Source organism: Mesorhizobium sp. M0058, assembly GCF_040323095.1.
Lineage (GTDB): Bacteria > Pseudomonadota > Alphaproteobacteria > Rhizobiales > Rhizobiaceae > Mesorhizobium.
In genome coordinates this window covers 113,936-139,541 of sequence record NZ_JAMYUQ010000013.1, presented here as the reverse complement: position 1 = coordinate 139,541, position 25,606 = coordinate 113,936, and the positions used below count along the sequence as shown (strand labels likewise).

General features: G+C 62.3%; 25 protein-coding genes. 13 read left to right on the top strand and 12 right to left on the bottom strand.

What is annotated here, in order from left to right; all coding sequences use genetic code 11:
• From NKJ75_RS22940 to NKJ75_RS22905, 8 genes are all read right to left on the bottom strand, one after another.
• Complete coding sequence (locus tag NKJ75_RS22940) at positions 1-756, bottom strand: molybdopterin-synthase adenylyltransferase MoeB (RefSeq protein ID WP_023681998.1); 756 nt, start codon at positions 754-756, stop codon at positions 1-3.
• Positions 757-787: 31 nt separating this feature from the next.
• The gene (gene recF, locus NKJ75_RS22935) at positions 788-1,933 is read right to left on the bottom strand and encodes a DNA replication/repair protein RecF (RefSeq protein WP_023726852.1); all 1,146 of its coding nucleotides are present in this window, start codon (positions 1,931-1,933) and stop codon (positions 788-790) included.
• Positions 1,934-1,995: 62 nt separating this feature from the next.
• On the bottom strand, positions 1,996-3,114 hold the full coding sequence (dnaN, locus tag NKJ75_RS22930; protein ID WP_023669575.1) for a DNA polymerase III subunit beta: 1,119 nt from the start codon (positions 3,112-3,114) through the stop codon (positions 1,996-1,998).
• Between the two features lie 277 nt (positions 3,115-3,391).
• Positions 3,392-4,936 carry a chromosomal replication initiator protein DnaA gene (gene dnaA, locus NKJ75_RS22925; protein WP_031195619.1) on the bottom strand — a complete coding sequence of 515 codons (1,545 nt, stop codon included), beginning with the start codon at positions 4,934-4,936 and terminating at the stop codon, positions 3,392-3,394.
• Positions 4,937-5,784: 848 nt separating this feature from the next.
• The gene (gene rpsT, locus NKJ75_RS22920) at positions 5,785-6,051 is read right to left on the bottom strand and encodes a 30S ribosomal protein S20 (protein ID WP_023681995.1); all 267 of its coding nucleotides are present in this window, start codon (positions 6,049-6,051) and stop codon (positions 5,785-5,787) included.
• A gap of 159 nt (positions 6,052-6,210) precedes the next feature.
• Positions 6,211-6,984: an enoyl-CoA hydratase gene (locus NKJ75_RS22915; RefSeq protein ID WP_023696720.1), complete on the bottom strand. Its 774-nt coding sequence runs from the start codon at positions 6,982-6,984 to the stop codon at positions 6,211-6,213.
• Between the two features lie 41 nt (positions 6,985-7,025).
• On the bottom strand, positions 7,026-7,916 hold the full coding sequence (gene mutM, locus NKJ75_RS22910; protein WP_023823750.1) for a bifunctional DNA-formamidopyrimidine glycosylase/DNA-(apurinic or apyrimidinic site) lyase: 891 nt from the start codon (positions 7,914-7,916) through the stop codon (positions 7,026-7,028).
• Entirely contained in the window at positions 7,909-9,147 is a 1,239-nt protein-coding gene (locus tag NKJ75_RS22905; RefSeq protein WP_023834321.1) for a phosphopentomutase, read from the bottom strand. The genes mutM and NKJ75_RS22905 overlap by 8 nt, the downstream gene beginning before the upstream one ends.
• A 175-nt stretch (positions 9,148-9,322) precedes the next feature.
• Between NKJ75_RS22905 and NKJ75_RS22900 the strand changes: the two genes are divergently transcribed.
• Positions 9,323-10,276, top strand: coding sequence for a PhnD/SsuA/transferrin family substrate-binding protein (locus NKJ75_RS22900; protein ID WP_352500245.1), 954 nt, complete (start codon positions 9,323-9,325; stop codon positions 10,274-10,276).
• A 25-nt stretch (positions 10,277-10,301) separates the two neighbouring features.
• Here the strand turns inward: NKJ75_RS22900 and NKJ75_RS22895 are convergent, their stop codons facing one another.
• The 3 genes from NKJ75_RS22895 to NKJ75_RS22885 all read right to left on the bottom strand — a co-directional run bounded on the left by NKJ75_RS22895 (position 10,302) and on the right by NKJ75_RS22885 (position 12,163).
• Positions 10,302-10,937 carry a TadE/TadG family type IV pilus assembly protein gene (locus NKJ75_RS22895; protein ID WP_023730941.1) on the bottom strand — a complete coding sequence of 212 codons (636 nt, stop codon included), beginning with the start codon at positions 10,935-10,937 and terminating at the stop codon, positions 10,302-10,304.
• Between the two features lie 30 nt (positions 10,938-10,967).
• Positions 10,968-11,585 carry a TadE/TadG family type IV pilus assembly protein gene (locus tag NKJ75_RS22890; protein WP_050589301.1) on the bottom strand — a complete coding sequence of 206 codons (618 nt, stop codon included), beginning with the start codon at positions 11,583-11,585 and terminating at the stop codon, positions 10,968-10,970.
• A 155-nt stretch (positions 11,586-11,740) separates the two neighbouring features.
• Positions 11,741-12,163, bottom strand: a complete 423-nt coding sequence (locus tag NKJ75_RS22885) for a pilus assembly protein N-terminal domain-containing protein (protein WP_023681988.1) — start codon at positions 12,161-12,163, stop codon at positions 11,741-11,743.
• Between the two features lie 346 nt (positions 12,164-12,509).
• Here NKJ75_RS22885 and NKJ75_RS22880 point away from each other — a divergent pair, with 346 nt between their 5' ends.
• The 9 genes from NKJ75_RS22880 to NKJ75_RS22840 all read left to right on the top strand — a co-directional run bounded on the left by NKJ75_RS22880 (position 12,510) and on the right by NKJ75_RS22840 (position 21,740).
• Positions 12,510-12,680, top strand: coding sequence for a Flp family type IVb pilin (locus NKJ75_RS22880; RefSeq protein ID WP_023730943.1), 171 nt, complete (start codon positions 12,510-12,512; stop codon positions 12,678-12,680).
• A 147-nt stretch (positions 12,681-12,827) separates the two neighbouring features.
• Positions 12,828-13,346 carry an A24 family peptidase gene (locus NKJ75_RS22875; RefSeq protein ID WP_352500244.1) on the top strand — a complete coding sequence of 173 codons (519 nt, stop codon included), beginning with the start codon at positions 12,828-12,830 and terminating at the stop codon, positions 13,344-13,346.
• A gap of 205 nt (positions 13,347-13,551) precedes the next feature.
• Complete coding sequence (cpaB, locus tag NKJ75_RS22870; RefSeq protein ID WP_023688721.1) at positions 13,552-14,364, top strand: Flp pilus assembly protein CpaB; 813 nt, start codon at positions 13,552-13,554, stop codon at positions 14,362-14,364.
• Complete coding sequence (locus NKJ75_RS22865; RefSeq protein WP_023730945.1) at positions 14,361-15,893, top strand: type II and III secretion system protein family protein; 1,533 nt, start codon at positions 14,361-14,363, stop codon at positions 15,891-15,893. Before cpaB ends, NKJ75_RS22865 begins: the two co-directional genes overlap by 4 nt.
• Positions 15,894-15,906: 13 nt before the next feature.
• The gene (locus NKJ75_RS22860) at positions 15,907-16,644 is read left to right on the top strand and encodes a CpaD family pilus assembly protein (protein ID WP_352500243.1); all 738 of its coding nucleotides are present in this window, start codon (positions 15,907-15,909) and stop codon (positions 16,642-16,644) included.
• A 54-nt stretch (positions 16,645-16,698) separates the two neighbouring features.
• A complete protein-coding gene (locus NKJ75_RS22855; protein WP_023681982.1) occupies positions 16,699-17,982 on the top strand; it encodes a CpaE/TadZ family protein in 1,284 nt (427 codons plus the stop codon).
• 29 nt (positions 17,983-18,011) lie between these two features.
• Entirely contained in the window at positions 18,012-19,514 is a 1,503-nt protein-coding gene (locus NKJ75_RS22850) for a TadA family conjugal transfer-associated ATPase (protein WP_352500242.1), read from the top strand.
• A 155-nt stretch (positions 19,515-19,669) separates the two neighbouring features.
• A complete protein-coding gene (locus tag NKJ75_RS22845; RefSeq protein WP_023669592.1) occupies positions 19,670-20,683 on the top strand; it encodes a type II secretion system F family protein in 1,014 nt (337 codons plus the stop codon).
• A 40-nt stretch (positions 20,684-20,723) separates the two neighbouring features.
• Positions 20,724-21,740: a type II secretion system F family protein gene (locus NKJ75_RS22840; protein ID WP_023696714.1), complete on the top strand. Its 1,017-nt coding sequence runs from the start codon at positions 20,724-20,726 to the stop codon at positions 21,738-21,740.
• A gap of 113 nt (positions 21,741-21,853) precedes the next feature.
• On the opposite strand, the gene NKJ75_RS22835 is transcribed toward NKJ75_RS22840, so the two are convergent.
• Positions 21,854-22,675 carry a tetratricopeptide repeat protein gene (locus tag NKJ75_RS22835; protein WP_023669594.1) on the bottom strand — a complete coding sequence of 274 codons (822 nt, stop codon included), beginning with the start codon at positions 22,673-22,675 and terminating at the stop codon, positions 21,854-21,856.
• Positions 22,676-22,912: 237 nt separating this feature from the next.
• Between NKJ75_RS22835 and NKJ75_RS22830 the strand changes: the two genes are divergently transcribed.
• The 3 genes from NKJ75_RS22830 (at position 22,913) to NKJ75_RS22820 (ending at position 25,584) form a co-directional block, all read left to right on the top strand.
• Positions 22,913-24,274, top strand: a complete 1,362-nt coding sequence (locus tag NKJ75_RS22830; RefSeq protein ID WP_023726845.1) for a leucyl aminopeptidase family protein — start codon at positions 22,913-22,915, stop codon at positions 24,272-24,274.
• 69 nt (positions 24,275-24,343) lie between these two features.
• Positions 24,344-24,694, top strand: a complete 351-nt coding sequence (locus tag NKJ75_RS22825) for a MarR family winged helix-turn-helix transcriptional regulator (RefSeq protein WP_023669596.1) — start codon at positions 24,344-24,346, stop codon at positions 24,692-24,694.
• Between the two features lie 29 nt (positions 24,695-24,723).
• The gene (locus tag NKJ75_RS22820; protein ID WP_023831958.1) at positions 24,724-25,584 is read left to right on the top strand and encodes a C40 family peptidase; all 861 of its coding nucleotides are present in this window, start codon (positions 24,724-24,726) and stop codon (positions 25,582-25,584) included.
• Positions 25,585-25,606: the final 22 nt, after the last annotated feature.

Genomic DNA, 25,606 nt, shown 5'->3' with positions numbered 1-25,606 from the left:
TCAGCTTCTCTTGTAGCGGATCGTGTCGAAGCGCGCCGACAGCGCATCGTAGAGCAGCAGCCGGCCGACCAGTGGTTCGCCGATACCGGTGATCAGCTTGATGGCTTCCATTGCCTGCAAGGTGCCGATGACGCCGGTCAGCGCACCGACGACCCCGGCCACCGCGCAGGACGGCACCAGTCCTTCCGGCGGCGCTTCAGGAAAGAGGTCGCGATATCCAGGGTTCGGTCTGCCGTCGGCGCCGGTCCCGAACGGCATCAACACCGTCACCGAGCCGTCGAAGCGGCCGACGGCGGCATGCACGAGCGGCCGCTTTTCCGCCGCGCAGGCATCCGCCACCACATAGCGCGTCTCGAAATTGTCGGAGCCGTCGACGACCACGTCGTAGCGCGCGACGAGAACGGCAGCATTGTCGGCCGTCAGCCTGAAATCGTGCAATTCCACCGCGACATGGGGATTGATCCGGGCGATCGCTGCTTTGGCGCTCTCGGTCTTCGCCGTGCCGACCGTATGGGTGGCGTGGATCACTTGCCGCTGCAGATTGGACAGCGAGACAATATCGTCGTCGACGATTCCAAGCGTGCCGACGCCGGCGGCAGCGAGATATTCCAGCACCGGCGCGCCGAGGCCGCCGGCGCCGATCACCAGTACCCGCGCCCGCTTCAGCCTCTGCTGGCCGGCGCCGCCGATCTCGGGCAGCACGATGTGGCGGGCATAGCGTTCGAGCTCTTCGTCGGTGAGGGCGGCAGGGGTCATTGCCGGACCATATAGCGGAGCAAAAAGCTTGTCAGGTCTCTTCGGTTGGCCCAACCGTGCCGTGGTCGACGGTGAGGAACTGCGCGCGTCCCCTCAGGCTGGAAAACAGCGCGGCGTCGGTTCCGGTCATGAAGGCCTGGCAGCTCAGCTCTTCCAGGATCGAGAACAGCGCGGCGCGCCGGCCGGCATCGAGATGCGCGGCAATCTCGTCGAGCAACAGGATCGGCGTCATCCCCGACATCTCGCCGGTCAGCCTTGCGTGCGACAACACGATGCCGACCAGCAGCGCCTTCTGCTCTCCGGTCGAGCAGAGTTCGGCCGGCATCGCCTTGGGGCGGTGGCGCACCAGCAGATCCGAACGGTGCGGGCCATCGAACGTGCGTCCGGCGGCGCGGTCGCGCTCGCGGCCGTCGGCAAGGGCGGCGCGATAGCGTTCCTCGACGTCCACGGCGGGTGCTGTGGCGACGTCGCTTTCAAGGTCGCCGGAGAGGCTGATGTCGGCCTGCGGAAACGGCCCGCTGGAAGGCAGCCTGTCGATCATGGCGGTAAGCAGGCGTACCAGTTCGGCGCGCGCAGCCGCGATCGCCACGCCGGTTTCGGCCATCTGCATCTCGATGGCGTCGAACCAGGCGCCATCGCGCGAGCCTTCCGTAAGCAAGCGGTTACGTCCGCGCATCGCCTTCTCGTAATCGAGCGCACGCTGGCCGTGGCCGGGATCGACAGCCAAAACCAGCCGGTCGAGAAAGCGCCGCCGGTCGGCGGCAGGTCCGGGGAACAGGCCGTCCATGGCCGGCGTCAGCCAGACGACGCGCAGCCATTCCAGCATGGCGTCTGCCGACCGTGCCGGCGCGCCATTGATGCGCACCTTGCGACCGCCCTCGCCGGCCGCTTCACCCCCGGTGATGCCGGTGCCGATCTCGACCTGTCCCTCCGGCCCGTCGAGCCTTGCGTGGAGCGCAAAGCCGCCATCGCCGCCTTCGCGGGCCACGTCGACATAGGGCGCACGGCGCAGGCCGCGGCCCGGCGTCAGCAGGGAGATGGCTTCCAGAAGATTGGTCTTGCCGGCGCCATTGTCGCCGGAAAACACCACAGGGCCGGGGGAAAAGCCGATCGACAGCGCCGCATAGTTGCGGAAATTCGTAAGTGTTAGCTTCCTTATGTGACTTTGTTCCGGCAACCGCTATCCGCCTGTAGAAGTCGCCGCAATCAATTATGCTGCGGTGTGCCGCAGTGCGGCTGCTACACCCGCATCGGCATCAGCACGTAGAGCGCGGTCTCATCGGCCATGTCGTGGATCAGCGTCGGCGAACCGGCATCGGCCAGCATGAACTTGGCTTCCGTGCCGGTCAGTTGAGCAGCGACGTCGAGCAGATATTTGGCGTTGAAGCCGATCTCGATCGGGTCTGAGGAGTAATCAGCGGCCAGTTCCTCGGTTGCGCTGCCCGAATCCGGATTGTTGACGGCAAGCGTCACCTGGCCTTCGGTGATCGAAAGCTTCACCGCGCGGCCGCGCTCGGAGGAAATGGTCGAGACGCGATCGACGGCGGCGGCGAAGCTCTGGCGGTCGATGATCAGCTTCTTGTCGTTGCCGGTCGGAATGACGCGCTGGTAGTCCGGGAAAGTGCCGTCGATCAGCTTCGAGGTCAGAACCACGCTGCCGATGGTGAAGCGGATCTTGGTGTCGGACAATTCGGTGGTCACCGCGACATCGGGATCGTCGACCAGCTTCTGCAACTCGCTGACCGTCTTGCGCGGAATGATGATGCCCGGCATGCCTTCGGACCCGGCCGGAGCGTCGATCTCGGCGCGCGCCAGGCGGTGGCCGTCGGTCGCCACCGAACGCAGCTTCAGCTTGCCGCCAGTTTCATGCGTGTGCAGGTAGATGCCGTTGAGATAGTAGCGCGTCTCTTCGGTGGAGATGGCGAACTGGGTCTTTTCGATAAGGCCTCTCAGGGCGACGGAATCGAGCCGGAAGATGTGTGAGAAGGATCCCGCCGAAAGCTCCGGGAAATCGGACTGCGGCAGGCATTGCAGGCGAAAGCTCGAGCGGCCCGACGTTACCGTCATGGCGTTGCCGTCCTCGTCGGTCTTCAGCATCACTTCGGCGCCGTCGGCCAGCTTGCGCACGATGTCGTAGAGCAGGTGCGCCGGAACCGTCGTCGCCCCGCCGCGCTCGACCTTTGCCGGCGTCGCTTCGGTCACTTCGAGGTCGAGGTCGGTGGCTTTCATTTCAAGGCTGGCGCCCTCGGCGCTGAGCAGCACGTTCGACAGGATCGGTATGGTATTGCGCCGCTCGACCACGCGATGAACGTGGTTGAGCGACTTCAGGAGATTGGACCGTTCCAGGATAACACGCATGACGAAACAGGCTCGCTTGAATGAATGGACGGGTCACCAGTGGGCGGCGCCCCGCGAAAGGTCTGAACAGGCTCAGAATCTATGCAAACTGACAGGAAAAAGCCAGCAAACGCAAGTCCGGGCCACCGGTTCGCGCCGGTTAAGCGGGCTTTCTGGGGATAAAGCGGACGTTGGCCGGCAACCGATGCATGTCGCCGAAAACTGCGCAGCGGTTTTGGGACAACGACATGCATCAAAACAAGAAAATTTAAAGCGCGACGACCGTTTGCCGCGCCGATCAGGCTTGGTCGTTGATCAGCCTGCGCAACAGTTCCAGTTCCTGCGCCAGCGTGTTGTCGACGCCGGAAAGGTCCTCGATCTTGCGCACCGCATGCAGCACCGTGGTGTGGTCGCGCCCGCCGAACCGCCGGCCGATCTCCGGCAGCGAGCGCGGCGTCAATACCTTCGACAGGTACATGGCGACCTGCCTGGGCTTCACGATGGTGCGCGTGCGCCGGTTGGACAGCAACTCGGTCTTCGACACATTGTAGTGGCGCGCCACGATGCGCTGGATGTCCTCGATGCGCACCCGCTTCGGCTCGCCAGAGCGATAGATGTGCCCCAGGATCTCGTCGATGCGGTCGATGGTGATCGCCGGCTCGAACGACTGACGAAACAGCAGTTGGTTGAACGCGCCCTCCAGCTCACGACCGCTGCCGGTCACCGTGCGGGCGACATGGTTGAGGATCTCCTCCGAAATATTGAGCGATGCATCGTCGACCTTGGCGGTGGCAAGCCGAAGTTTGAGCATCCCTATGCGCATGGCGAAGTCCGGCGCCGACATTTCCAGCGCGACACCGCCATTGAGGCGCGAGCGCACCCGCGGTTCCAGCGATTCCAGTTCCGACGGCGGCCTGTCAGCGGCAACCACCACTTGCTTGGCGCTGTCGAGCAGCATGTTGATGAGATGGCAGAATTCGTGCTGGATCGACTTGCCCTGCAGGAACTGCATGTCGTCGATGATCAAGAGGTCGATGTCGCGCAGCTGTTCCTTCAGCGTCAGCGCATTGTTGTCGCGGATCGCGGTGGCGAAGCGCCACATGAAATATTCGGCCGTCAGATAGACGACGCGCGATTTCGGGTTCTGTTTCAGGGATTCGGCCGCAATCGCCTGCAAAAGGTGCGTCTTGCCGAGCCCGACGGTCGCATGAAGGAACAGCGGGTTGAAGCGCACCGCGCTCGACTGCGATTCCGCCACGGCTTTGGCTGCGGCGAAAGCCACCCGGTTCGACGGGCCTTCGATGAAGGAGCCGAACGTGTAGCGCGGGTCGAGCGGCGACCCCAGCACATTGTGCCGGAATTCGCTCTCGATCGGCGTGCCGGGACGAGGGGCGGGCGCCCGCTCCACCCTGCCGGGGCCGACCGTGCCGGCCGCCAATGCGGTCTGCGTATGCTTGGTCATCTTGCGCGCCGGCACGGCCTCGGGTTCGACGCCATTGCGGGCAGGACGGGTCGCGGTGCGCACGACCATCTCGATCTTGAGGATTTCGGGATCCTCGTGCTTCCACAGATCGGCGATGAGATCGAGATAATGGCCATTGATCCACGAGCGCAGGAAGGCCGTGGGCACCGAGATGCGTACAATGCCCCGGGAAGCCTCAGCCACCTTCATACGGCCGAACCAGCTCGAATAGACCTCGGTTCCCAGGCGCGCCTTCAACTGGGCCTTGACCCGGTCGAACTTCTGTTCCGCGTCGCTGGAAGCCGCCATATCGTGCGCTCCGACCAATGTTCCGGGAAATGGCAGGTCGCCCGTAAGCTCCCGCTCGATGCCGCTCTGCATGATTGTGCGTCCCTTTTTCCTTTGTACCTTTTTCCCGCCGGGAGTGCGCCTCCTGCACCCATGTTTCCGGCGACCGTATCTTCGCTACAACACCACCGCCGCCGCCGGCGGATGACGTTGCCTCGTCAAAAAGGGATCGGTCCCGGCTGCTTAAAGCCAGTCCGTCTGACATGTTCGGGCAAAGCGGTGCTGCCCGGCGAAAACGCCGGTGCGCCATCAAGCTGCCATGTACAATTACGCCAGTCCCCTATCGTATCGAAAAGGCAAGCCATACCCGTTCGCGGAATTGATCCACGTCATGAATTCTGCCACTGTTAAGCTGGCCGATTCAGGCTGGGTTAAGGGCTAATGGCCCGTCCCTTTCGATAGATCGACATTACCGAAATCGCTGTGGATAGGGCAAGGCCACCTCTAACGGATTTTTAAGGAATCTGGTTAGTGAACAACGGTTCGGGCTCCGTGCTGGAAGCGCATATTTTGACAAAGCCATTGGGATTCAAACCCTTTTGCCGCGAATATGAAAATGGCTGTGCGGTTTGAAATTTTCTGAAATAATTCGCTTGACACCAACTTGCTGCCTGTCGCCCACAGGCGATGTGAACAAGCTGTGGATCACTTCCAGCAAGCCACTGAAAAATATCAGCAATTTGTGACAGCCAAATTTATTGGCGTGGGCCGTTTGGCGGATTGGAATATCAGTGGGAGTGTATGTGCCGGCAAAGCATTCCGGACTCTGGAATGCGGCTCGGGCATGCTTTGCGGCCGTTCTTTTTAAGTGCTTGCCGGCAAACGAAAAAACCCGGCGCGATTGGCCGGGTTTGAAAGAACGACAGTTCAGGAACGGTCAATCAGGCCGACAGCACCTTGAGGCGGTGAGCCAGACGCGACACCTTGCGCGATGCCGTATTCTTATGGATCACGCCCTTGGTCGCGGCGCGCATCAATTCCGGCTCTGCGGTCTTGAAGGCTTCCAGCGCGGCTGCCTTGTCGCCGGCAGCCAGTGCCTCTTCGACCTGGCGGACATATGTACGCACGCGCGAGCGGCGGTTCTTGTTGATCGCTGCGCGGCGGGCGATCTTGCGCGTTGCCTTTTTGGCCGAGGAGGTATTGGCCATGATGCCTCTCTTCTGATCTGGTGGGCGCATGCGGGATGCCGCAGGGCGCAAAAAACAAACGGGCAGCCAACGGCCGCCTCGGTTGGAGCGGCTTATAGTTCAGCTTTTCCGGCGCGTCAACGCCGCTTTGGCTTCTTTTTGGTCCTCGCCGCCGCCACTCTAGCGATTGGTGAAATTCGGCTTCCGCTTCTCGGCAAAGGCGGCCATCCCTTCCTTCTGGTCGTCGAGCGCAAACAGCGAGTGGAACAGCCGGCGTTCGAAGCGCAGTCCCTCCGCCAGCGTCGTCTCGTAGGCGCGGTTGACTGCCTCCTTGGCCATCATCACCGATGGCAGTGAAAACTCTGATATCCTGGCCGCGGCCTTCATCGCCTCCTCGATCAACTCGCCGGCCGGCACGACGCGCGAGGCCAGGCCGCTGCGCTCGGCTTCGGCGGCATCCATCATCCGACCGGTCAGGCACATGTCCATGGCCTTCGACTTGCCGACAAAGCGGGTCAGCCGTTGCGACCCGCCCATGCCGGGAATGACGCCGAGCGTGATTTCGGGCTGGCCGAATTTCGCCGTGTCGGCGGCAATGATGAAATCGCACATCATCGCCAGTTCGCAGCCGCCGCCCAGTGCATAGCCGGCGACCGCCGCGATCATCGGCTTGCGGGTGCGGGTAAACTGTTCCCAGCCGACGAAGAAATCCTGCACATAGGCCTCGGCGTAGGTGACGGCCTGCATTTCCTTGATGTCGGCGCCCGCCGCAAAAGCCTTCTCGGAACCGGTGATGACCATGGCGCCGATGCCGGGATCGGCGTCGAACCCCTTTGCCGCCGTCAGCAAATCCGCCAGCACCTGCGCGTTCAGCGCGTTGAGCGCCTTGGGCCGGTTCAGCGTGATCAGGCCGACCTTGCCGCGCGTCTCGACGATGATGGTTTCATAGCTCATGGGCTGACCTCCTGGTTGCGGCACTGAAGGACCGATCCAGCTTACCGCTGGCAGGTCCGGCAATAAAAGGTCGAGCGGCCGCTTTGCACGATGCGCTCGATGTGGCCGCGACAGCCGGGCGTCGGACAGGGCTCGCCTTCGCGATCGTAGACCGCGAAGGAATGCTGGAAATAGCCCAGCGACCCGTCTGTGTGCACATAGTCGCGCAGCGAAGACCCACCGGCGGCGATCGCATCGGCGATCACCGAACGGATTGCCCCGGCCAGTCGTTCGCTCTGTTCCTTGGCCTTCTTGCCGGTCCCGGCGATGGTGCCTGCCTCGCGCAATGGCGAAAGGCCGGCGCGCCACAGCGCTTCCGACACATAGATATTGCCGAGCCCGGCTATCAGCTTCTGGTCGAGCAGCGCCGCCTTCAACGGCGATCTGCGGCCCTTCAGCAGAGAGGCGAGCAGGGCGCCTTCCAGCGCATTGCCGGTCGGCTCGACGCCCAGTCCCGCCAGCATCGGATGCGCCTCGGCCAGGCCTTCCGCAAACAGCATGAAGCCGAAGCGACGCGGGTCGTTGAAGACCACGCGAGACTGGAGGCCGACAGGCGACACGACATGGAACACCACATGGTCGTGCTTGGCATTCTTCGAGCGCTCTTGATGGAACGTGCCGGGCGTCTCTTTGTCATCAGCGGCCTCGATGCGGAACGAGCCCGACATGCCGAGATGGCAGATCAGCACCGGGCCATCGTCCAGGTGTATGGTGAGATATTTGGCGCGGCGGCCAAGCGCGATGACGGTCTTGCCGGTCAGCCGCTGCGCAAATCTCGCCGGAAACGGAAATCGGAGATCGGGCCGGCGCGCCTCGACGCGCACGATCCGCGCGCATTCCAGAACCGGCTGCAGGCCGCGCCGGACGGTTTCGACCTCGGGCAGTTCAGGCATGGCCGCCTATCGCCGCATGGAAGGAAGCGCCGTGGCGGCCGCGCGCCAGCTTGAGGTGTTCGGCGACCGTCTCGCCGATATCGGCGAAGGTGGTCCTGAGCCCGATGTCGCCGCCCGTGAGACCTGGTGCGGTGCCGATGACCGGGACGCGTTCGCGCGTGTGGTCGGTGCCACGCCATGTCGGATCGTTGCCATGGTCGGCGGTGAGGATGAGCAGATCGCCCGGCTTCAGCTTTGCCAGTGCCTCGGGCAGCCGGCGGTCGAAGGCTTCGAGCGCTGCAGCATAGCCGGCGACGTCGCGGCGATGGCCGAACTCGGTGTCGAAGTCGACGAAATTGGCGAACACCAGGTCGCCGTCGCCGGCATCGTCCATCGCGCCCAGCGCCTTGTCGAACATTGCCATGTTGCCGGGCGCCTTGCGTACTTCCGAGATACCGCGGTGGGCGAAGATGTCGCCGATCTTGCCGACCGCGATCACCCGGCTGCCGCGCCCGGTCAAGCGGTCGAGCAGCGTCGGCTCAGGCGGCGGCACGGCGTAGTCATGGCGGTTGTAGGTGCGCTCGAAGGTGGCCGATGTTTCGCCCAGGAAAGGCCGTGCGATCACCCGTCCGATCTTCAGCGGATCGACCAGCCGGCGTACCGTCTTGCAGAACTCGTAGAGCCGCTCCAGGCCGAAATGAACTTCGTGCGCTGCTATCTGCAGGACGGAATCGACCGAGGTGTAGCAGATCGGCTGGCCAGTGCGGATATGCTCCTCGCCGAAGCGCTCGATGATCTCCGTGCCGGGCGCATGGCAGTTGCCGAGAATGCCCGGCACCTTACCCTCGCGGATCATCGCTTCGGTCAGTTCGGCAGGGAAGGCGGGCACCTTATCGGGGAAATAGCCCCAGTCGAACCGCACGGGCAGCCCGGCGATTTCCCAGTGACCCGACGGCGTATCCTTGCCGCTCGAAATCTCCTGCGCGGCGCCGTGGAAAGCGGAGGCTGAAACAGCGGCTTTGCTGTCGAATTGGAAGCCGGTTGCGGTTTCTGCTGCGCGGCCGAGACCGAGCGAAACCATGGTGGGCACCTTCAGCGGTCCCTCGCGCAGGCCCTCGCGATCGGCGCGGGCTTCCGCGCAGGCCAGCGCGATATGTCCGAATGTGTTCGAGCCGGCGTCGCCATAGGGTTCGGCATCGGCGGCGCCGCCAATGCCGAAAGAATCGAGAACGAAGAGGAAAGCGCGTGCCATCGGTGCCGTCATTGCCAGTCTGGTTGACCAGACATAAGGTCCCGTCGCGGCATTGGCAAATCGTAAACCAGGCGGCAACGGCCTGACGCGATGGTCGCGAAGTCGGGCAGGCGCGCTGTACGCATCCTTGAGACATGCGATGCGCTTCAAGGAACGGCGTGCGGGGCATGGATCGATGAGACGGGCTGACCTGGGTTGGAGTGCACTGGCGACCACTGTAGCGCTGCTGGCCTCGCAGCTCGCCGCGCACGCCGACTGGCGCGACCAGATCGGCACGTTTCGGATCGGCATCGTTGCCGAGCCGGGCGCCGGCAACACGGTTCCGGGTCTGGCCATGCTGACTGACGCCTACGGCAGGGCGCTCGGCATGAAGGTGGAATTCGTCGTCGCGCATGACTATGCGGCGCTGATAGAGGCACAGGCCATTGGCCGGATTCAGTACGCGGTCTATTCGGCGACCGCCTACGCCACCGCCTCGGAGCGCTGCGGCTGCGTCGAACCTCTTGTGGCGCCGGTCGATGCCGACGGTGCCACGGGCATCCGCTCCGTGCTTTTGACGCGCGACGGCAGGCTTTCCGATCTCGCGGCCCTGGAAACGCACCGCATCGCCATGGCGCCTTCCGACAATGTCGGCGGTTCGCTTCTACCGCTCGCCGGGCTGGCGGCCGACGGCATCAAGATCAGCCAGGATGCGCCATTCCTCGCTCATGCCGGCTCGGCTGCCGCCGCAGAAGCGATGCTGGTCGATGGCCAGGCCGATGCCTTGTTCGGCTGGGAGCGGGCCACGGCGGAAAACCGGACGGCGATTGCTGGCGATCAGCCGGCTGATCCGGACGGCACGGCGGCGCGACTGGAGGCGGCGGGCATTCCAGAAGCCGCGCTCCAGATCATCTGGACCTCCGGCGTGCTCAGATACGGCCCTCACGCCGTCCGCAGCGATCTCGACCCCGAAGCCAAACGCCGACTGACCGTCTTCCTCACCAATCTCAGATCGCAGTCGCCGGAAGTCTACGATTTCGTGGAATCGAGACATTCGGGAGGGTTCACGCTCGCCGCTGCGAGTGACTATGCGATGGCCGCTTCCATCGTGCGCCTGGTGTCAGCCAGCACCGACAGCAGCGCGCAATGAACCGGGTTGAATGGGTAGAACTGCTTCAGCAATCGCTGCAGGGGATCGACGTGGCCCGGCGCGGCCTGAGATAGTAGGTTTCGCTCATCGTTATCTTGCCTTCGTTGAAGGCCGAGATAAATCCGAGCGGCTTTTCGGAGCCTTCCGACCAGGAGATGATCGGTTGGTATGCTAGAGTGGTTTTGACACGAATGAGGAAAGTCCCCGCAACATTGAGCGTCGCCGGGACGGTGGTGGAAGTTGTCGGGTTGGAGTCGCGGCCAGTCTTCCCATCCAGCACGCTCCAGGACCACGCCACCTTTGCTTGCGGTGTCGGATTGTTCGGGTCGGTTCTGATGTCGATTGCCGTAATGGAGATATTGGCGACCGAGCGGTTGTAAGGCTGAAGACTGGAGTTGCCGATCTTCATGATGTCGGTGAGATCTGCGTTGACCACCGACGTCTGCTGCGTGACGAGGTCGGCAACCATGGAGCTGATGCGGCTGACCTTCTTGCTGGCCTCGATGGCTTGCGAGGCCTCCATGGTAATGAAATACATGATCAGCAAGACAGGCACGATGAGGGCAAACTCGACGGCCGCTATGCCGCGCCGATCGGAAAAAAACCGCGCCGCTCTCTTCCAGACAACCGACATCCCCGGATGTGCCCCCGCACGAAACATGCACTTTTCCTTTTGCTTACACGTGCAATTTCAGTTGTCGAATGGCTCGTTCTGCCACGTTGTCGTCGCGTAATGCAGAGTCTTGCCGCCATCCATATTCGACATGTATTGAGCCATGAAATCGGTCATGACCGGCCAAGGGTAAAAGACCCGCAGCATGTTCTTTGATTCTGCCGGACCTATTGTAGGGGTCCCGAAAGCCGGGTCCTTGCCTGTATCCGGATCCTTGCCCGTCAGCGTGATGGTCGAGCCGGAAATCGTGAAACCCGCACTGGCTGCCCCGGCAAAGGTCTTGAACGGGCGCAGATCCACCAGCAAACCGGGGCAACCCTTCGCGACAATGATCTCGAGTCTGGCGCAGACCAAGCCCTTCAGCTTCTCTTCCGTCACATCGGCTTGCCTCAACTGGCCAGTACGCAACTGACGGGCGATATCATCGGTGATGTTGGCCATCACCTCTTGTCCGGCAAATGAAACGCAGCTCTCGAGGATGGCGAAGACGAGAGCCGCAAACGGTAACGCAAGCATCGCGAATTCTATCGCCGTGCTGCCGCGCCGATCACGAAGGAAAAGACGGGCAAACGTCACGCGCCCTGCCTTGGCCTTGCAGATCTCGCGTTCTGAATCCTCGTCCAAAACGTCGCCCATATCCCGTTCCTGCCGATCCTGATGCGGTACCGTCAGCACCACTATCAAGAACCCATTTAGCTCCGGTTTGAATGACCGTTAAAATTCGACCAGGCGACATTAACCGGCCGCTAACCGACGCGGCTTTCCCGAGACAATCAAGCCAACTGAGGCGCTTACTGCCCAGCGCTCATCTCGGCTTCGGACGACTTTTCCGAGTCGCTCTTGTACGAGCTTTCGCAATAGGGCGTGCAGGACATGGTCTGTACCGAGGCGCGCCTGTAGATACGCACGGACGACGCGTCCTGGCGCACCACGGTCACCTGCTCGTCGACGATCGGGCTGCCATCGTGGTCGAGGACAACCAGATTGGTGACGCCGAACCCCTTGCCAGTCAGTACGATCGTCGATGCATCCTGGACGGAGGCGTCGGCAATCGCCGGATTGCCGACGACTATGGTGTCGGCGGGGCGTGTCAGTTTGACGATCTTGGCCTGATTCATCGTCACTTCGATGCCGGCTCCGGCCTTGGCCGGCAGCACAAAAGCCGGGACGGCGAGAAGCGCGACAAGCAGGAATGACGATTTCATTGCAGTCATCAAGGCGCTCCACAGCGGCAAAACTTGTTCAAAGAAACATGAAGGAGATTGGTGAACCAACGGTTAAACCCTTGACCGGCGCCGGGGTATTCGCACCAATCCTGCTGCCAGCTATATAACAATGCATCCTGCCGATAGCCGTGAGATTACAGCTTTTCACGGGCAGGCGAGCTACTTTCCAGCGTTTAGTTTACGGTTAACCACGCAAGCTGTTCGAAGCGGGAAAGGAATCGGTAAGGCTATTTATTAAGCCGATTGAAAGAGCTTCTCCGTAGATTGGCGGCATCCGATCAACCACCACAGAAGTTGACGGAAGTGCTGTAACACGTGGAGTAGGAGCTCTCGAATGTCTAATCTCATCGCACGTTTCGCGAAGGACGAATCCGGCGCGACCGCTATCGAATACGGTCTGATCGCCGCTCTCATCGCGCTTGCCATCATGGTTGGCGCTGGTCAGCTCGGCAATGCCCTGAACAACAAGTTCAAGGACATCGCCGGCAAGGTGAGTGGTTCGTAATACCTGGTTGCCTAGAGATAGGGGCCGCCTGATTGGCGGCCCCTTATTTCATCGCGTCGGGCGATTTTGAGTACCCAGCCTCATCGATCGTCAATCGTATATGTCTAGGCTGAGGCTGGATACAGTTGGCAACAGGGTGTCGCGCCAATGCTCGAAGCATTGATCTTCGTCGTCTTTCCTTTTTGCATGCTCTTCGCCGCGATCTCCGACATGCTGTCGATGACGATCGCCAACCGCGTACCGGTGCTGCTGCTGGCGGTGTTCGCCCTGATTGCGCCGCTTACGGACATGGACTGGGCAACCTATGGCTGGCATTTCGCTGCTGGCGGCCTGGTGCTGGCCGTGACGTTCGGTCTGTTTGCACTCGGCGGCATGGGCGGCGGCGACGCCAAGCTGCTCGCCGGCATCGCCGTCTGGATGGGGTTCAACACTCACCTTGTCGAGTATCTCGTGATCTCGACGTTCATCGGTGGACTGCTGACGCTCGCCATCCTTCTCTACCGGAAATCGCCGCTGGCGATTTACACCGGCCACAATCTATTCCTGCGCCATTTCGCCGACGACACGACTGGCGTTCCCTACGGCATTGCACTCGGCATTGGCGGGCTGCTGACCTATCCGGATTCACCCCTGATGGTTTGGGCACTGGCAAGGTTGGCGACCTGATGTAGCGAACCTCCTCTGCCCTTCCGGCATCGATCCTGAAAAGAGGCGGCTTGGCCGCCTTTTTCATTTGTCGGAGCATGGTCGTGTAATTATGTAAACCTTGAATTAATCACGATCGTAAGCATTGTATTAACCTTGTTTTGACGATTGCCGCTGCAAAGTCCGGCCTGGCTAGGTGGTTGCCTAAAGGCGAGGGTTCGGACAGATGCCAGCATCCCGACTGATCATTCTGGGCGTGGCGGTGGCCGCGGCGGGTGGTGCAGGTTATGTTGCCAAGAATATGGTGGCGGTCCCGCCCCAGCAGGTCGTCGTCGATGCCCCGCAGGCACCGGCCATCGCCTTGCAGGATGTGCTCGTGCTTTCCGGCGACGTGCCGATGGGAAGCCCGCTCGAGAACAATCTCAGCTGGGAGTCCTGGCCGTCCGATGGCATCAATGCGAATTTCATCACCCGTGCCGCCGAACCCGAAGCGCGGGAGAAGCTGAAGGGCTCCGTCGCCCGCATGGCGATGTACACCGGTGAGCCGCTGCGGCGCTCCAAGCTGATCGGCGAGGGGCAGAGCTTCATGTCTTCGATCCTGCCCACCGGCATGCGTGCCGTCGCCACCGCGATCTCGGCCGACACGTCGGCAGGCGGCTTTATCCTGCCTAACGATTTTGTCGACGTCATCATGACCCGCAGATCCGACACCGGCAACGCCGGTAGCGGATTCACCACCGAGACCATCCTCAAGAACATCCGCGTCCTGGCGATCGATCAGACCATCCAGGAGGACGAGGAAGGCAAGAAGACCAGGGTCGGACAGACGGCGACGCTGGAGCTGACGCCGCAGCAGGCCGAGATCATCACCGTCGCCCAGCAGATGGCTGATCGCCTGACGTTGGCGCTGCGCTCGATCACCGACAACAAGGAAAAGGGTACCGATGAAGCTGATTACCTCGTTTCCGGCAATGGGCGGCGCGGAACGGTGCGGTTGATCAAATCGGGCGAAGTTTCCGAAGTAGGAGCAAGGAAATGAGGTTAGTCGCTAGACTGCCGGTCACCATGGCTGCAGCCATCGGCCTGCTTTTCCTCGGAGCCCATGCAAGTGGCCTCGTAGACGCCAAGGCCGCCGGCAAGAGCGTCGGGGTCACGGCCTCGACGGCCACGCAACGTGTCAAGCTCGGCCTCAACAAATCGGTGGTCATCGATCTGCCGAGCGACGCCTACGACATCCTTGTCGCCAATCCCGCGGTCGCAGATGCGGTGACCCGCACCGCAAGGCGCATCTATCTGTTCGGCAAGTCGGTGGGCGAAACCAACATCTTCGTCTTCGGTCCCAATGGCGAGCAGATTGCCAGCCTGGATCTGGCCGTCGAACGCGACGTCGCCGGATTGGAAGACTACCTCAAGCGCTTCCTTCCGAATGCCGAGATCAAGGTCGAATTGCTGAACGACAACGTCGTCCTGACGGGGACGGTGGATACGCCGCTCGATGCCAAGCGCGCCGTCGATCTGGCAACCATCTTCGTGTCCGGCGGTGAAGCGACGACGGGCCAGTATTCGCAGACCGCGGCCGGCGGTAATGCCAATGGCGGCGTCGACATCAACAACCCGGATGCCGAACGCCGGGTCTCGAAGATCGTCAACCTGCTACAGATCATCGGGGACGACCAGGTGACGCTGAAGGTGACCGTGGCCGAAGTCAGCCGCTCGGTGATGAAGCAGCTCGGCGTCAACATGGTTGGCAGCGGCAGCATGGACGGCATCGCCTACGGTGCGCTGAGTTCGCCCAACTACGGTTTGGGAAAGCCGCTTTCGCAGAATTCAGGCTTTAACTTGGGCGGCAGTGGCCTCAAAGCCTACATCAATGCCATGGAGCAAAGCGGCGTCATGAAGACGCTTGCAGAACCGACCCTCACGGCGGTTTCGGGCGAGAAGGCAACGTTCAGGGTCGGCGGCGAATTCAATCTCATCACGGCACGTACGAACAACGTTTCGACCGACAACCAGACCGGGCAGGTCACCTACACCAACGAAAAGCTGGAATACGGCATAGGCCTCGAGTTCCAGCCCGTTGTGCTGTCGGCGGGTCGGATCAGCCTCAAGGTCAGAACATCGGTTTCGGAGCCGACCTCGGAAGGTGCTACCACCCTGGAAGGAGGCGGCACCTTGCCCGGCCTGACGCTTCTGTCGATCCGCAAGAGACTTGCCGACACCACCGTCGAATTGCCGTCGGGCGGTTCGATGATGATTGCCGGCCTCGTCCGCGACGACGTCCGCCAAGCTGTATCGGGCTTGCCCGGCCTGACCAAGATCCCGGTGCTCGGCACGCTATTCCGCAGCCGCGATTTCGTCCGCAATGAAACTGAACTGGTCATCATCATCACGCCTTATCTGGCGCGGCCGGTGGCGCGCAACGACCTGGCCAAGCCGGACGACAATTTCAACGCCGCCGGCGATGGCCCGGCCATGTTCCTTGGCCGCGTCAACCGCGTCTACGGCACCATGCAGACCGACAAGCCCAACGGCCGCTACCACGGCGTTGTCGGCTTCATCTACAAGTAAGCGGGGAGCGGACATGTCTCAGTCAGCATCGAAGGCCATAGCGGTCGCCACGACAGTGCGGTCCGGTGGTGCGCGGATCAGCCGATCGGCAATGCCGATCCTGGCGGTCGCGATCGCCGCCTCGCTTGCCGGTTGCGCTAAGCGCGACAGCATCACGGTTGGGGCGATTCCCGATGATTATCGCACCACGCATCCGATCGTAATTGCTGAGAAGAACCAGAAGCTCGACCTCCCGGTCGGCGCCGGCGATCGCGGCATGACCGGCTCGCAGCGCGACACGCTTCTGGGCTTCCTCGACGGTTACGACAAGAGCGCTGCCCCGGCGCTGACGATCGCAACCCCGATCGGCTCGGCTAATGAGGTCGCGGCGACTGCCGCGGCGCGCGATTTCGCAAGGCTGGCGGTTGCCAGCGGCATCAAGCTAAACCGGATCGTGGTGACCTCCTACCAGTCGGTTTCCCCGGAAGCGTCGGCGCCTATCCGCGTTTCCTATATTTCGGTGAGAGCCCAGACCGACAAATGCGGGCGCTGGCCCGAAGACATCCTCGAAACCTCCGAAAACAAGCACTACGCCGATTACGGCTGCTCGTCTCAAAACAACCTCGCCGCGCAACTCGCCAATCCGACCGATCTGCTCGGGCCAAGAAAGTCGTCCGACATCGACGCCGAGAACCGCGGCGCGGTGATCGACGTCTACCGCGGCAGAGGTATTTCGGACGAGTTCCTCGGCAATTCGGAAGTGACGTACTAGGAGCGCCGGTCCCGCGTAGAGACCGGAAGAGAAGTCACGGAAAAGAGCATGACAATGAGCAATCTTGCCTACGATACGCCCGTAGACGGCGGCGACAGCTCGCAATTGGATATTGCCGCGATGCAGGCGCTGCGGCCGGTTCCGCGTATTTCCATCCAGGCATTTTGCGAGACGGAAGGTGTCGCGCATCCGGTGGAGCGGGCCGGCGAGGATCGCCGCATGGCCAAGGCGCATCTGAAAGTGCATATGGGCGGCATCGCCACGGCGATCGAATTCTACCAATCCGCGCCGACGCCGAACCTCATCCTTCTGGAGTCGCGCAGCGAACCGAAGCAGTTGCTGGAGCAGCTTGCCCAGCTTTCAGAATATTGCGATCCCTCCTCTAAAGTCGTGGTGATCGGCCACTACAACGATGTCGGTCTTTACCGCGAACTCATCCGCTTCGGTATTTCCGAATACGTCATCGCGCCCGTGTCGATGGCCGATATTGTCTCGGTGGTTTCGTCGATCTTCGTCGATCCGGAAGCCGAGCCGATCGGCCGCTCGATCGCCTTCGTCGGCGCCAAGGGTGGCGTCGGCTCCTCGACCATCGCCCACAATGTGGCGTGGGCGATGTCATCGCTGTTCAAGTCGGAAGTGGTCGTCGCCGATCTCGACCTGGCTTTCGGGACGGCCAACATAAATTTCGACCAGGACCCTGCGCAAGGCATCGCCGAAGCCGTGTTTTCGCCCGAACGAGTTGACGAGGTCTATCTCGACCGGCTGCTTGCCCAGTGCGCCGAACATCTGTCGCTGCTCGCCGCGCCCTCCACCCTCGAACGTGTCTATGATTTCGATCCCGATGCCTTCACGCAACTCATCGACACCGCGCAGCGCAGTGTGCCGCTGCTGGTGCTCGACGTCCCCCATATCTGGACGGGCTGGACCAAGAACACACTGATCAAGGCCGACGAGATCGTCATCACTGCGACGCCGGAATTGGCCAATCTGCGCAACACCAAGAATCTGGTCGATATGCTGACGCGTCTTCGCCCGAACGATCCGCCGCCGAAACTGATCATCAATCAGGCCGGCGTGCCGAAACGGCCCGAGATTTCCGCTTCCGACTTCGCCGAGCCGCTCAGCCTCACGCCGATGTCGGTCATCGCCTTCGACCCGTTGTTGTTTGGAAATGCCGCCAACAACGGCCGCATGCTGGGCGAGATGGATCCCAAGAGCCCGGTCGTCGGCATGATCAACGAAATCGCGCACGTGCTGACCGGTCGCAGCGAAATCAAGGCCAGGAAGAAGGCAGGCCTTGGCGGCCTCCTCGGCAAGCTCTCGCGTAACAAGAAATGACGCTTCTCAAGCGAAATTGGTAGTCGATCATGTTTGGAAAAAGAGGCTCCGACGACGGCGGCCGGTTCACCCCGGAGTTCCGTCAGCCAGCGTCAGCGGCGCCGGCTGCTGCAACGCCTGCGGAGATGGCGGTACTTGCCCGGCCCGCGGCAGCGCCGCCTGGAGCGCCGGGAACCCCGCCAACTCGCCGTGCCGTTGAGGCGCCATCGATGGCGCCGGAGCCGCCAAAAAAGATCCAGCGCGAAAAAAGTGAAACCTACTACGACACCAAGAGCCAGGTCTTCTCCGCGCTCATCGACACCATTGACCTGTCGCAACTCGCCAAGCTCGATCCCGAGAGCGCGCGCGAGGAAATCCGCGACATCGTCAACGACATCATCGCCATCAAAAATTTCGCAATGTCGATCGCCGAGCAGGAAGAGTTGCTCGAGGACATCTGCAACGATGTGCTGGGCTACGGCCCGCTGGAGCCGCTGCTCGCCCGCGACGATATCGCCGACATCATGGTCAACGGCTCCAAGAACGTCTACATCGAAGTCAATGGCAAGGTCGAACAGACCGGCATCCGCTTCCGCGACAATCAGCAGCTGCTCAACATCTGCCAGCGCATCGTCAGCCAGGTTGGCCGCCGCGTCGACGAATCGAGTCCGATCTGCGACGCCCGCCTACCCGACGGCTCCCGCGTCAACGTCATCGCCCCGCCGCTCTCCATCGACGGCACCGCGCTCACCATCCGCAAGTTCAAGAAGGACAAGCTGACGCTCGATCAGCTGGTCAAGTTCGGCGCCATCTCGCCGCAGGGCGCCGAGATCCTCAAGATCATCGGCCGCGTCCGCTGCAACATCGTCATCTCCGGCGGTACCGGCTCCGGCAAGACGACGCTGCTCAACTGCCTGACCAACTATATCGACCGCGAAGAACGCGTCATCACCTGCGAAGACTCGGCCGAACTGCAATTGCAGCAGCCGCACGTGGTGCGTCTCGAAACCCGCCCGCCCAATCTCGAGGGCGAAGGCGAGGTGACAATGCGCGACCTGGTCAAGAACTGCCTGCGCATGCGGCCCGAACGCATCATCGTCGGCGAAGTGCGCGGACCGGAGGTTTTCGACCTGCTGCAGGCGATGAACACCGGCCATGATGGGTCGATGGGAACGATCCACTCCAACAGCCCGCGCGAATGCCTGAACCGTATCGAATCGATGATCGCCATGGGCGGCTATTCGCTGCCGCAGAAGACCGTGCGTGAAATCGTCGTCGGCTCCATCGATGTCATCATCCAGGCAGCACGCCTTCGCGACGGCTCGCGCCGCATCACCCACATCACCGAGGTGATCGGCATGGAAGGCGACGTCATCATCACGCAGGATATCGTGCTCTACAACATCAAGGGCGAGGACTCGAATGGAAGGCTGCTTGGCGAGCACGTGTCGACCGGCATCGGCCGTCCGCACTTCTGGGATCGCGCCCGCTACTATGGCGAGGAACAGCGCCTCGCCAATGCGCTGGAATCGATGGAGAAACGCGCTGACTGACGCATATCGACGTTGGAAGCAATTCCAGAAAAAGTGTGAAGCGGTTTTCCCGGGAAAAGCGCGTAGTGCTTTCCCTTGGGAATTGCGTCAAAACAAAGCGATAGCGCATATCGCCGTTTCCTTGAAACGGCGATATGCGCTGGGGACCGAGGTCGATGTTCGGAATTGACACCACCGTACTGGCGTTCATCGTGCTCGCCGGCTTCAGCGCCGGTGCGGTCGCCTATGCCTTCCTGTTCACCAAGATGAGCAACGAGAAGCAGGCCGGCAAGCGGCTCGAGACGATCAAGGCCGCCGAGACCGATCGTTCGGTCGTCAAGGCTTCGCGCGACCGTGTCGCGGAGGCGGTCAAGCGGCGTAAATCTGTCCAGGACACGCTGAAACAGCTCGACGAAAAGCAGAAAACCAACGAACTCGCCGTCAAGAAGCCGCCGTTAAAGGCCCAGATTCGTCAGGCCGGCATGCAGGTCTCGATCGAGCGTTTCTATATCTACTCCGTCATTTGCGGCATCGCGCTGACGGTGCTTGCCTATCTCGCCGGCGCGCCGCTTCTGGTCCTGCCGGGCGCGCTGCTGGCGGGGGCGCTCGGCCTGCCGCGCTGGTTCGTCTCGTTTCGCCGCGCGCGCCGGGTCAAGGCGTTCCTCAACGAATTTCCCAACGCCCTCGACATCATCGTGCGCGCCGTCAAATCCGGCCTGCCGCTCAACGACGCCATTCGCCTGATCGCCAGTGAATCGCCGGAGCCGGTCAAGACCGAGTTCCGCCGGATCGTCGATTCACAGCAGATTGGCATGTCCATCCCCGATGCCACCTTGCGCATGGCTGAAACCATGCCGTGCAGCGAGGCAAGCTTCTTCGGCATCGTTATCCAGATCCAGTCACAGGCCGGCGGTAATCTCTCCGAGGCGCTTGGCAACCTGTCGCGCGTGCTTCGCGATCGCAAGAAGATGAAGGCCAAGGTCCAGGCGCTTTCCATGGAAGCCAAGGCGTCGGCCGTCATCATCGGCGCGCTGCCTTTTGTCGTCGCCCTTCTCGTCTATCTGTCGAGCCCGAACTACATCATGCCGCTGTTCACCACCAGCACCGGCAATCTGATCCTCGGCTGTTCCGGCGTCTGGATGTCGATCGGCATTCTGGTGATGCGCAAGATGATGAACTTTGAAGTTTAGGCCGACCTTGGAAAGCTCGAAACGAAAAGACTGAAAACGAATGACCGACCAAGTCGTAAAATCGCTGACCGATCCTGCCTTCCTGATAGCGTTGCTGGTTGGCATTGCGGTGTTCGCGACCGTCTTCACGGTGCTGCCGGCCCTTGGTGGCAATCAGCTCAAGACTCGCATGAGATCGGTGGCGCTGGAGCGTGACGAATTGCGCGCCAAGCAGCGCGCGCGGCTTGCCAATGAAGCCGATCGTCGCCGCAAGGGGCTGCGCGAAGAGCAGTCGATCGGCATGCGCAACATCGTCGACAGGCTGGACCTGCGGCGTGCGTTGGCCGATGAAGGCACGTTGCAGAAGCTCAAGGTGGCGGGCTTTCGTGGCCAGAACCCGCTGACCCGCTTCCTGTTCTTCCGCCTGATCCTGCCTTTTGTCGGTTTCGCGCTGGCAGCGATCTATCTGTTCGTGCTCGGCGGACTGCCTGACCGGCCGGCCTTCGTGAAACTGTTCGTCTGCATCCTTGTCGCCTACGCCGGTTTCTACGCGCCGATCCTTTACGTCAACAATCGTGCCGCCAAGCGCAAGCAGTCGATCCAGGCGGCGTGGCCGGATGCGCTCGACCTGATGCTGATCTGCGTCGAATCGGGCATGTCGGTCGAGGCCGCCTTGCGCAAGGTCTCCGAGGAGATCGGTTCGCAGTCGGTGGCGCTGGCGGAGGAATTCGTGCTGACCAACGCCGAACTCTCTTATCTGCAGGAGCGCAAGCAGGCTTATGAAAACCTCTCGGCTCGTACCGGCCTGGAGTCGGTGAAGTCAGTGTCCCAGGCGCTGGTCCAGGCCGAACGCTACGGCACACCCGTGGCGCACGCATTGCGCGTGCTGGCCTCGGAAAGCCGTGACATGCGCATGAATGCCGCCGAGAAGAAGGCCGCCGCCCTGCCGCCGAAGCTTACCGTGCCGATGATCCTGTTCTTCCTGCCGGTTTTGTTCGCTATCATTCTGGGCCCAGCCGGCATTCAGGTCAGTCAGCGCGGCATCTTCGGCGACCAGCACAATTCCTCAAGCCAGTAGGCCTCGTTGCAGCCATACAAAAGAGCCGCACTGCCAATGCAGTGCGGCTCTTGTTTTCAGCTTTGAGATGTGGACGGATTTTGCGCTGTGCGGAGCCGGCGCCCATGCGGCGCTCAGTTGGTCGCCGGCTTTGCCTTGTCCTGATCCTTGAGCTGACTCCAGGCGTTCTGCTGGGCAAGCATCTGGCGAAGATAGGCTACATTGGCTTGCGCCTGTTCGGGTGAAAGCTCCTGCGACGCGATCTTCTCGGCCTCGTCGAAGCGGCCCTGCAGTCCCACGACCAGCGCAAGGTTCTGGCGCACCCGGCTGTCGGCATTCGGTTGCTGGGCTGCCGAGCGCATATAGGTCTCGGCGGTGCGCAGATCGCCTTCCAGCACATAGGACATACCGAGATTGGAAAGGATCGAGGGTTCGTTCGGCTTTAGGTCCAGCGCCTTGCGGTAGTTCTGGCGCGCTTCATCCTTCTGGCCAAGCTGGTCGAGAATGGCGGCCTCGGCCGACATCAGCCGCCAGTCCGGATATTCCGGCGTCTGCGCCCGGCGCACGGCGTCGAGCGCCGGCTCGAACTGGCCGTTGGCGGCCAGCGCCTTGCCGTAGGCGGCAAGCACGTCGCGATCCTTGGGGTAGGCGATCGCCAGCTTGCGCATCACGGCAAGCGACTGGTCGGCATCGCCGTCCATCTGGAGCGCCGCCGCAAAATTTGTCGCCAGCCGCTTGTCGTTGGGGTTCTTTGCGTAGGATTCGCCCAGCCGCCCGGTCGCCCCGTGCAACTCGCTGGCCGACATGGTTTCCAGCGGTTTGCCGCTGGTGCGCCCGATCGAGCCGGTCGTGAGCTTGCTGGTTCCGCACCCGGCAACACCGGCCGCCAGCGCCATCAGCAGTGCCGTGGTGACCAACCGTTTGCCCGTGACGTTCATCCTGCGGTTGGTGGGCATCGGCACGGGGCTCTCCATTCCTGCGCGTGGCCATTCACGTGGCCATCTTCATCCCCGCAGAAATATTCTGTTAACCCTAACGGACAGTTAAAAAGTGAGCCGTCGGATCGGTGAACGGCCCGCCGGAAGCCTTTGGCCTGGCAGTCCCATGCCGGCCCCTGTGCATAGATGTTGAAATCATCCGACGTCCCTGTCACTTGACTGAGGACGACCTGCAAGCCTCCCGGAGACCATCGAATGCCCGTCGAACTCATCGAGACACTAAACACTGCCCTGCCGGTCCATCTGGTCGCGAGCGATGGACTGGAGGCCTTGGGGCTTTCGCCTTCCATGACCGCATGGGCGGCCGCCAACGGCTTTTCCGGCGAAGCCGGTAGGACGCTCGCCGTTCCCGGCGACAACGGTTCCCTTGCCGGCGCCTTGTTCGGCGTCGGTGATGGCGAGGGCGCGCTGGCCGTCGGCATGCTGGCGAGAGCCTTGCCGGAAGGCGACTGGCATTTTGCCGCCGCTCCAGCCGAGCCGGAACTCGCGGCCATAGCCTTGGTGCTCGGCGGTTACGTCTTCACTCGCTACGGAAAGAAATCAGGCAAGACGCTGCGTTTTGCGCTGCCGCTCGGCGTAGATGCAGGACGCGTCCGGCGCATCGCCGACGGCGTCTTCCTGGCGCGCGACCTCGTCAACACGCCGACCAGCGACATGGGACCGGACGAGTTGGAGAAGGCCGTGCGGACCCTGGCGGCCACTCACAAGGCCGAGGTGTCGGTGATCAAGGGGGATGATCTCCTGAAGCAGAATTTCCCGATGATCCATGCGGTCGGCCGGGCCTCGGTCGGAGCGCCGCGACTGATCGACATGGTTTGGGGACCGGAAGGCGCGCCGAAGGTGACGCTGGTCGGCAAGGGTGTCTGTTTCGACACTGGCGGCCTCGACATCAAACCGTCGTCGGGCATGCTCTTGATGAAGAAGGATATGGGCGGCGCCGCCAATGTGCTGGGCCTGGCCTCGATGATCATGGCTGCCGGGCTGAAGATCCGGCTGCGCGTCCTGATCCCGGCGGTCGAGAATTCGATTGCCGGCAACGCTTTCCGGCCTGGAGATGTACTGACCAGCCGCAAGGGCATTACCGTCGAGATCGGCAACACCGACGCCGAAGGGCGGCTGGTGCTGGCCGATGCGCTGGCGCTGGCCGATGACGAGGAGCCGGAACTGCTGATCGACATGGCGACGCTGACCGGGGCAGCGCGTGTCGCGCTCGGTCCCGATCTGCCGCCTTTCTACACTGGCGACGAAGCGCTGGCGTCCGAACTGGCTGCGGCCTCGGTGGCCGTCGAGGATCCGTTGTGGCGCATGCCGTTGTGGCGGCCCTATGACGCCAGGCTGGCGTCGAAGATCGCCGACATCAACAACGTCACCACGGACGGTTTCGCCGGCTCGGTCACCGCGGCGCTGTTCCTCAAGCGCTTTGTCGAACGGACAACGGGCTGGGCGCATTTCGACATCTTCGCCTGGAACCCGTCCGATCGCCCCTATGGACCCGCCGGCGGCGAGGCGCAAGGCATCCGTGCACTGGAGCGGGTCATTTCGAGGCGCTATGCCTAGGGTCGTGAGCAAAGCACACTGCCTCTAAACTGAAACGGAACCGAAACAATTTTCCGTCATGCTCGCGCGATGTCGATTTCGATGCGTCCGAGCCAGGCGATGCGACTATGGCAGCAGGTGATGTTGTCGCAGGTGCGCGCCGGCGCGCCAGATCTCACCATGCGCCAGACGGCGATCCTGTTCACCATCTATCTCGACCCGCCGCCGCACACGGTGCGCGGCCTGGCAGCCCGCCTCAATGTCACCAAGCCGGTCATCACCCGCGCCCTCGACACTATGGGTGCGCTGAAACTGGTGTCACGCCATCGCGACGAGCTCGACAAGCGCAATGTGCTGATCCGGCGCACGGTCGAAGGCGCGCTCTTTGTCGAGCGCTTCGGGGATGGTATCGTTGCCAGGGCCCACGAACTGCCCATCTGATCAATCGCTGAATTAGAACGAGTACCGATTTGACTGCCAGGGATGCCCGCCTCCACGCCTTCCGTTCCGACCTCGCCGATGCAAGGCTGAAAGGGAAGGTTTCGGCCGATCGCTTCGTCACCGGCCGTCCGGCTCGGATCACAGCCTCCGTGGCTGACCTGCGCAAGGCACCGCGCCCGGATGCCGGCGTCAACACGCAGGTACTGTTCGGCGACGATGTGCTTGTCTTCGAGGAAGCCGAGGGATGGGCCTGGGTCCAGGCCGAACGCGACGGCTATGTCGGCTACGTCGGCGCCACCATGCTGGGCGCACGCGAGCATGCGCCAACCCACATCGTCACGGCGCCGCGCACCTTCCTCTATCCTGGCCCGGATCTGCGCTTCCCGATCAGCGGCCAATTGTCAATGGGCTCGACGGTGACGGTAACCGGCGCTGCCGAAACGCGCGGCACGCACTATGCGCTGTTGCCTTCCGGCGAGGCGCTGATCGCCGGCCATGTGCGCCCCGTCAGCGATATCGCCGCCGACTATGTCTCGGTCGCCGAGATGTTTATCGGCACGCCCTATCTCTGGGGCGGCACCTCCGGCTTCGGCATCGACTGTTCTGGCCTCGTGCAACTGGCCATGCGCATGGCCGGCCGCAATGTGCTTCGAGATTCCGACATGCAGGCGGCAGGCCTCGGCGAGCCGCTCGATCCGGGATCCGATTATGCCGGGCTAAAACGCGGTGACCTCGTGTTCTGGAAGGGGCATGTCGCCGTTATGACCGACGCCGAGACCATGATCCACGCCAACGGCCACACCATGCTGGTCTCGCGCGAAGGGCTGAAGGATGCGGTTGATCGGATTGGGTATCTCTATGGCGGGCCGACTGGGTTTCGGCGGCCTTAGCGCCTCTTCCTTCGCCCCGTTC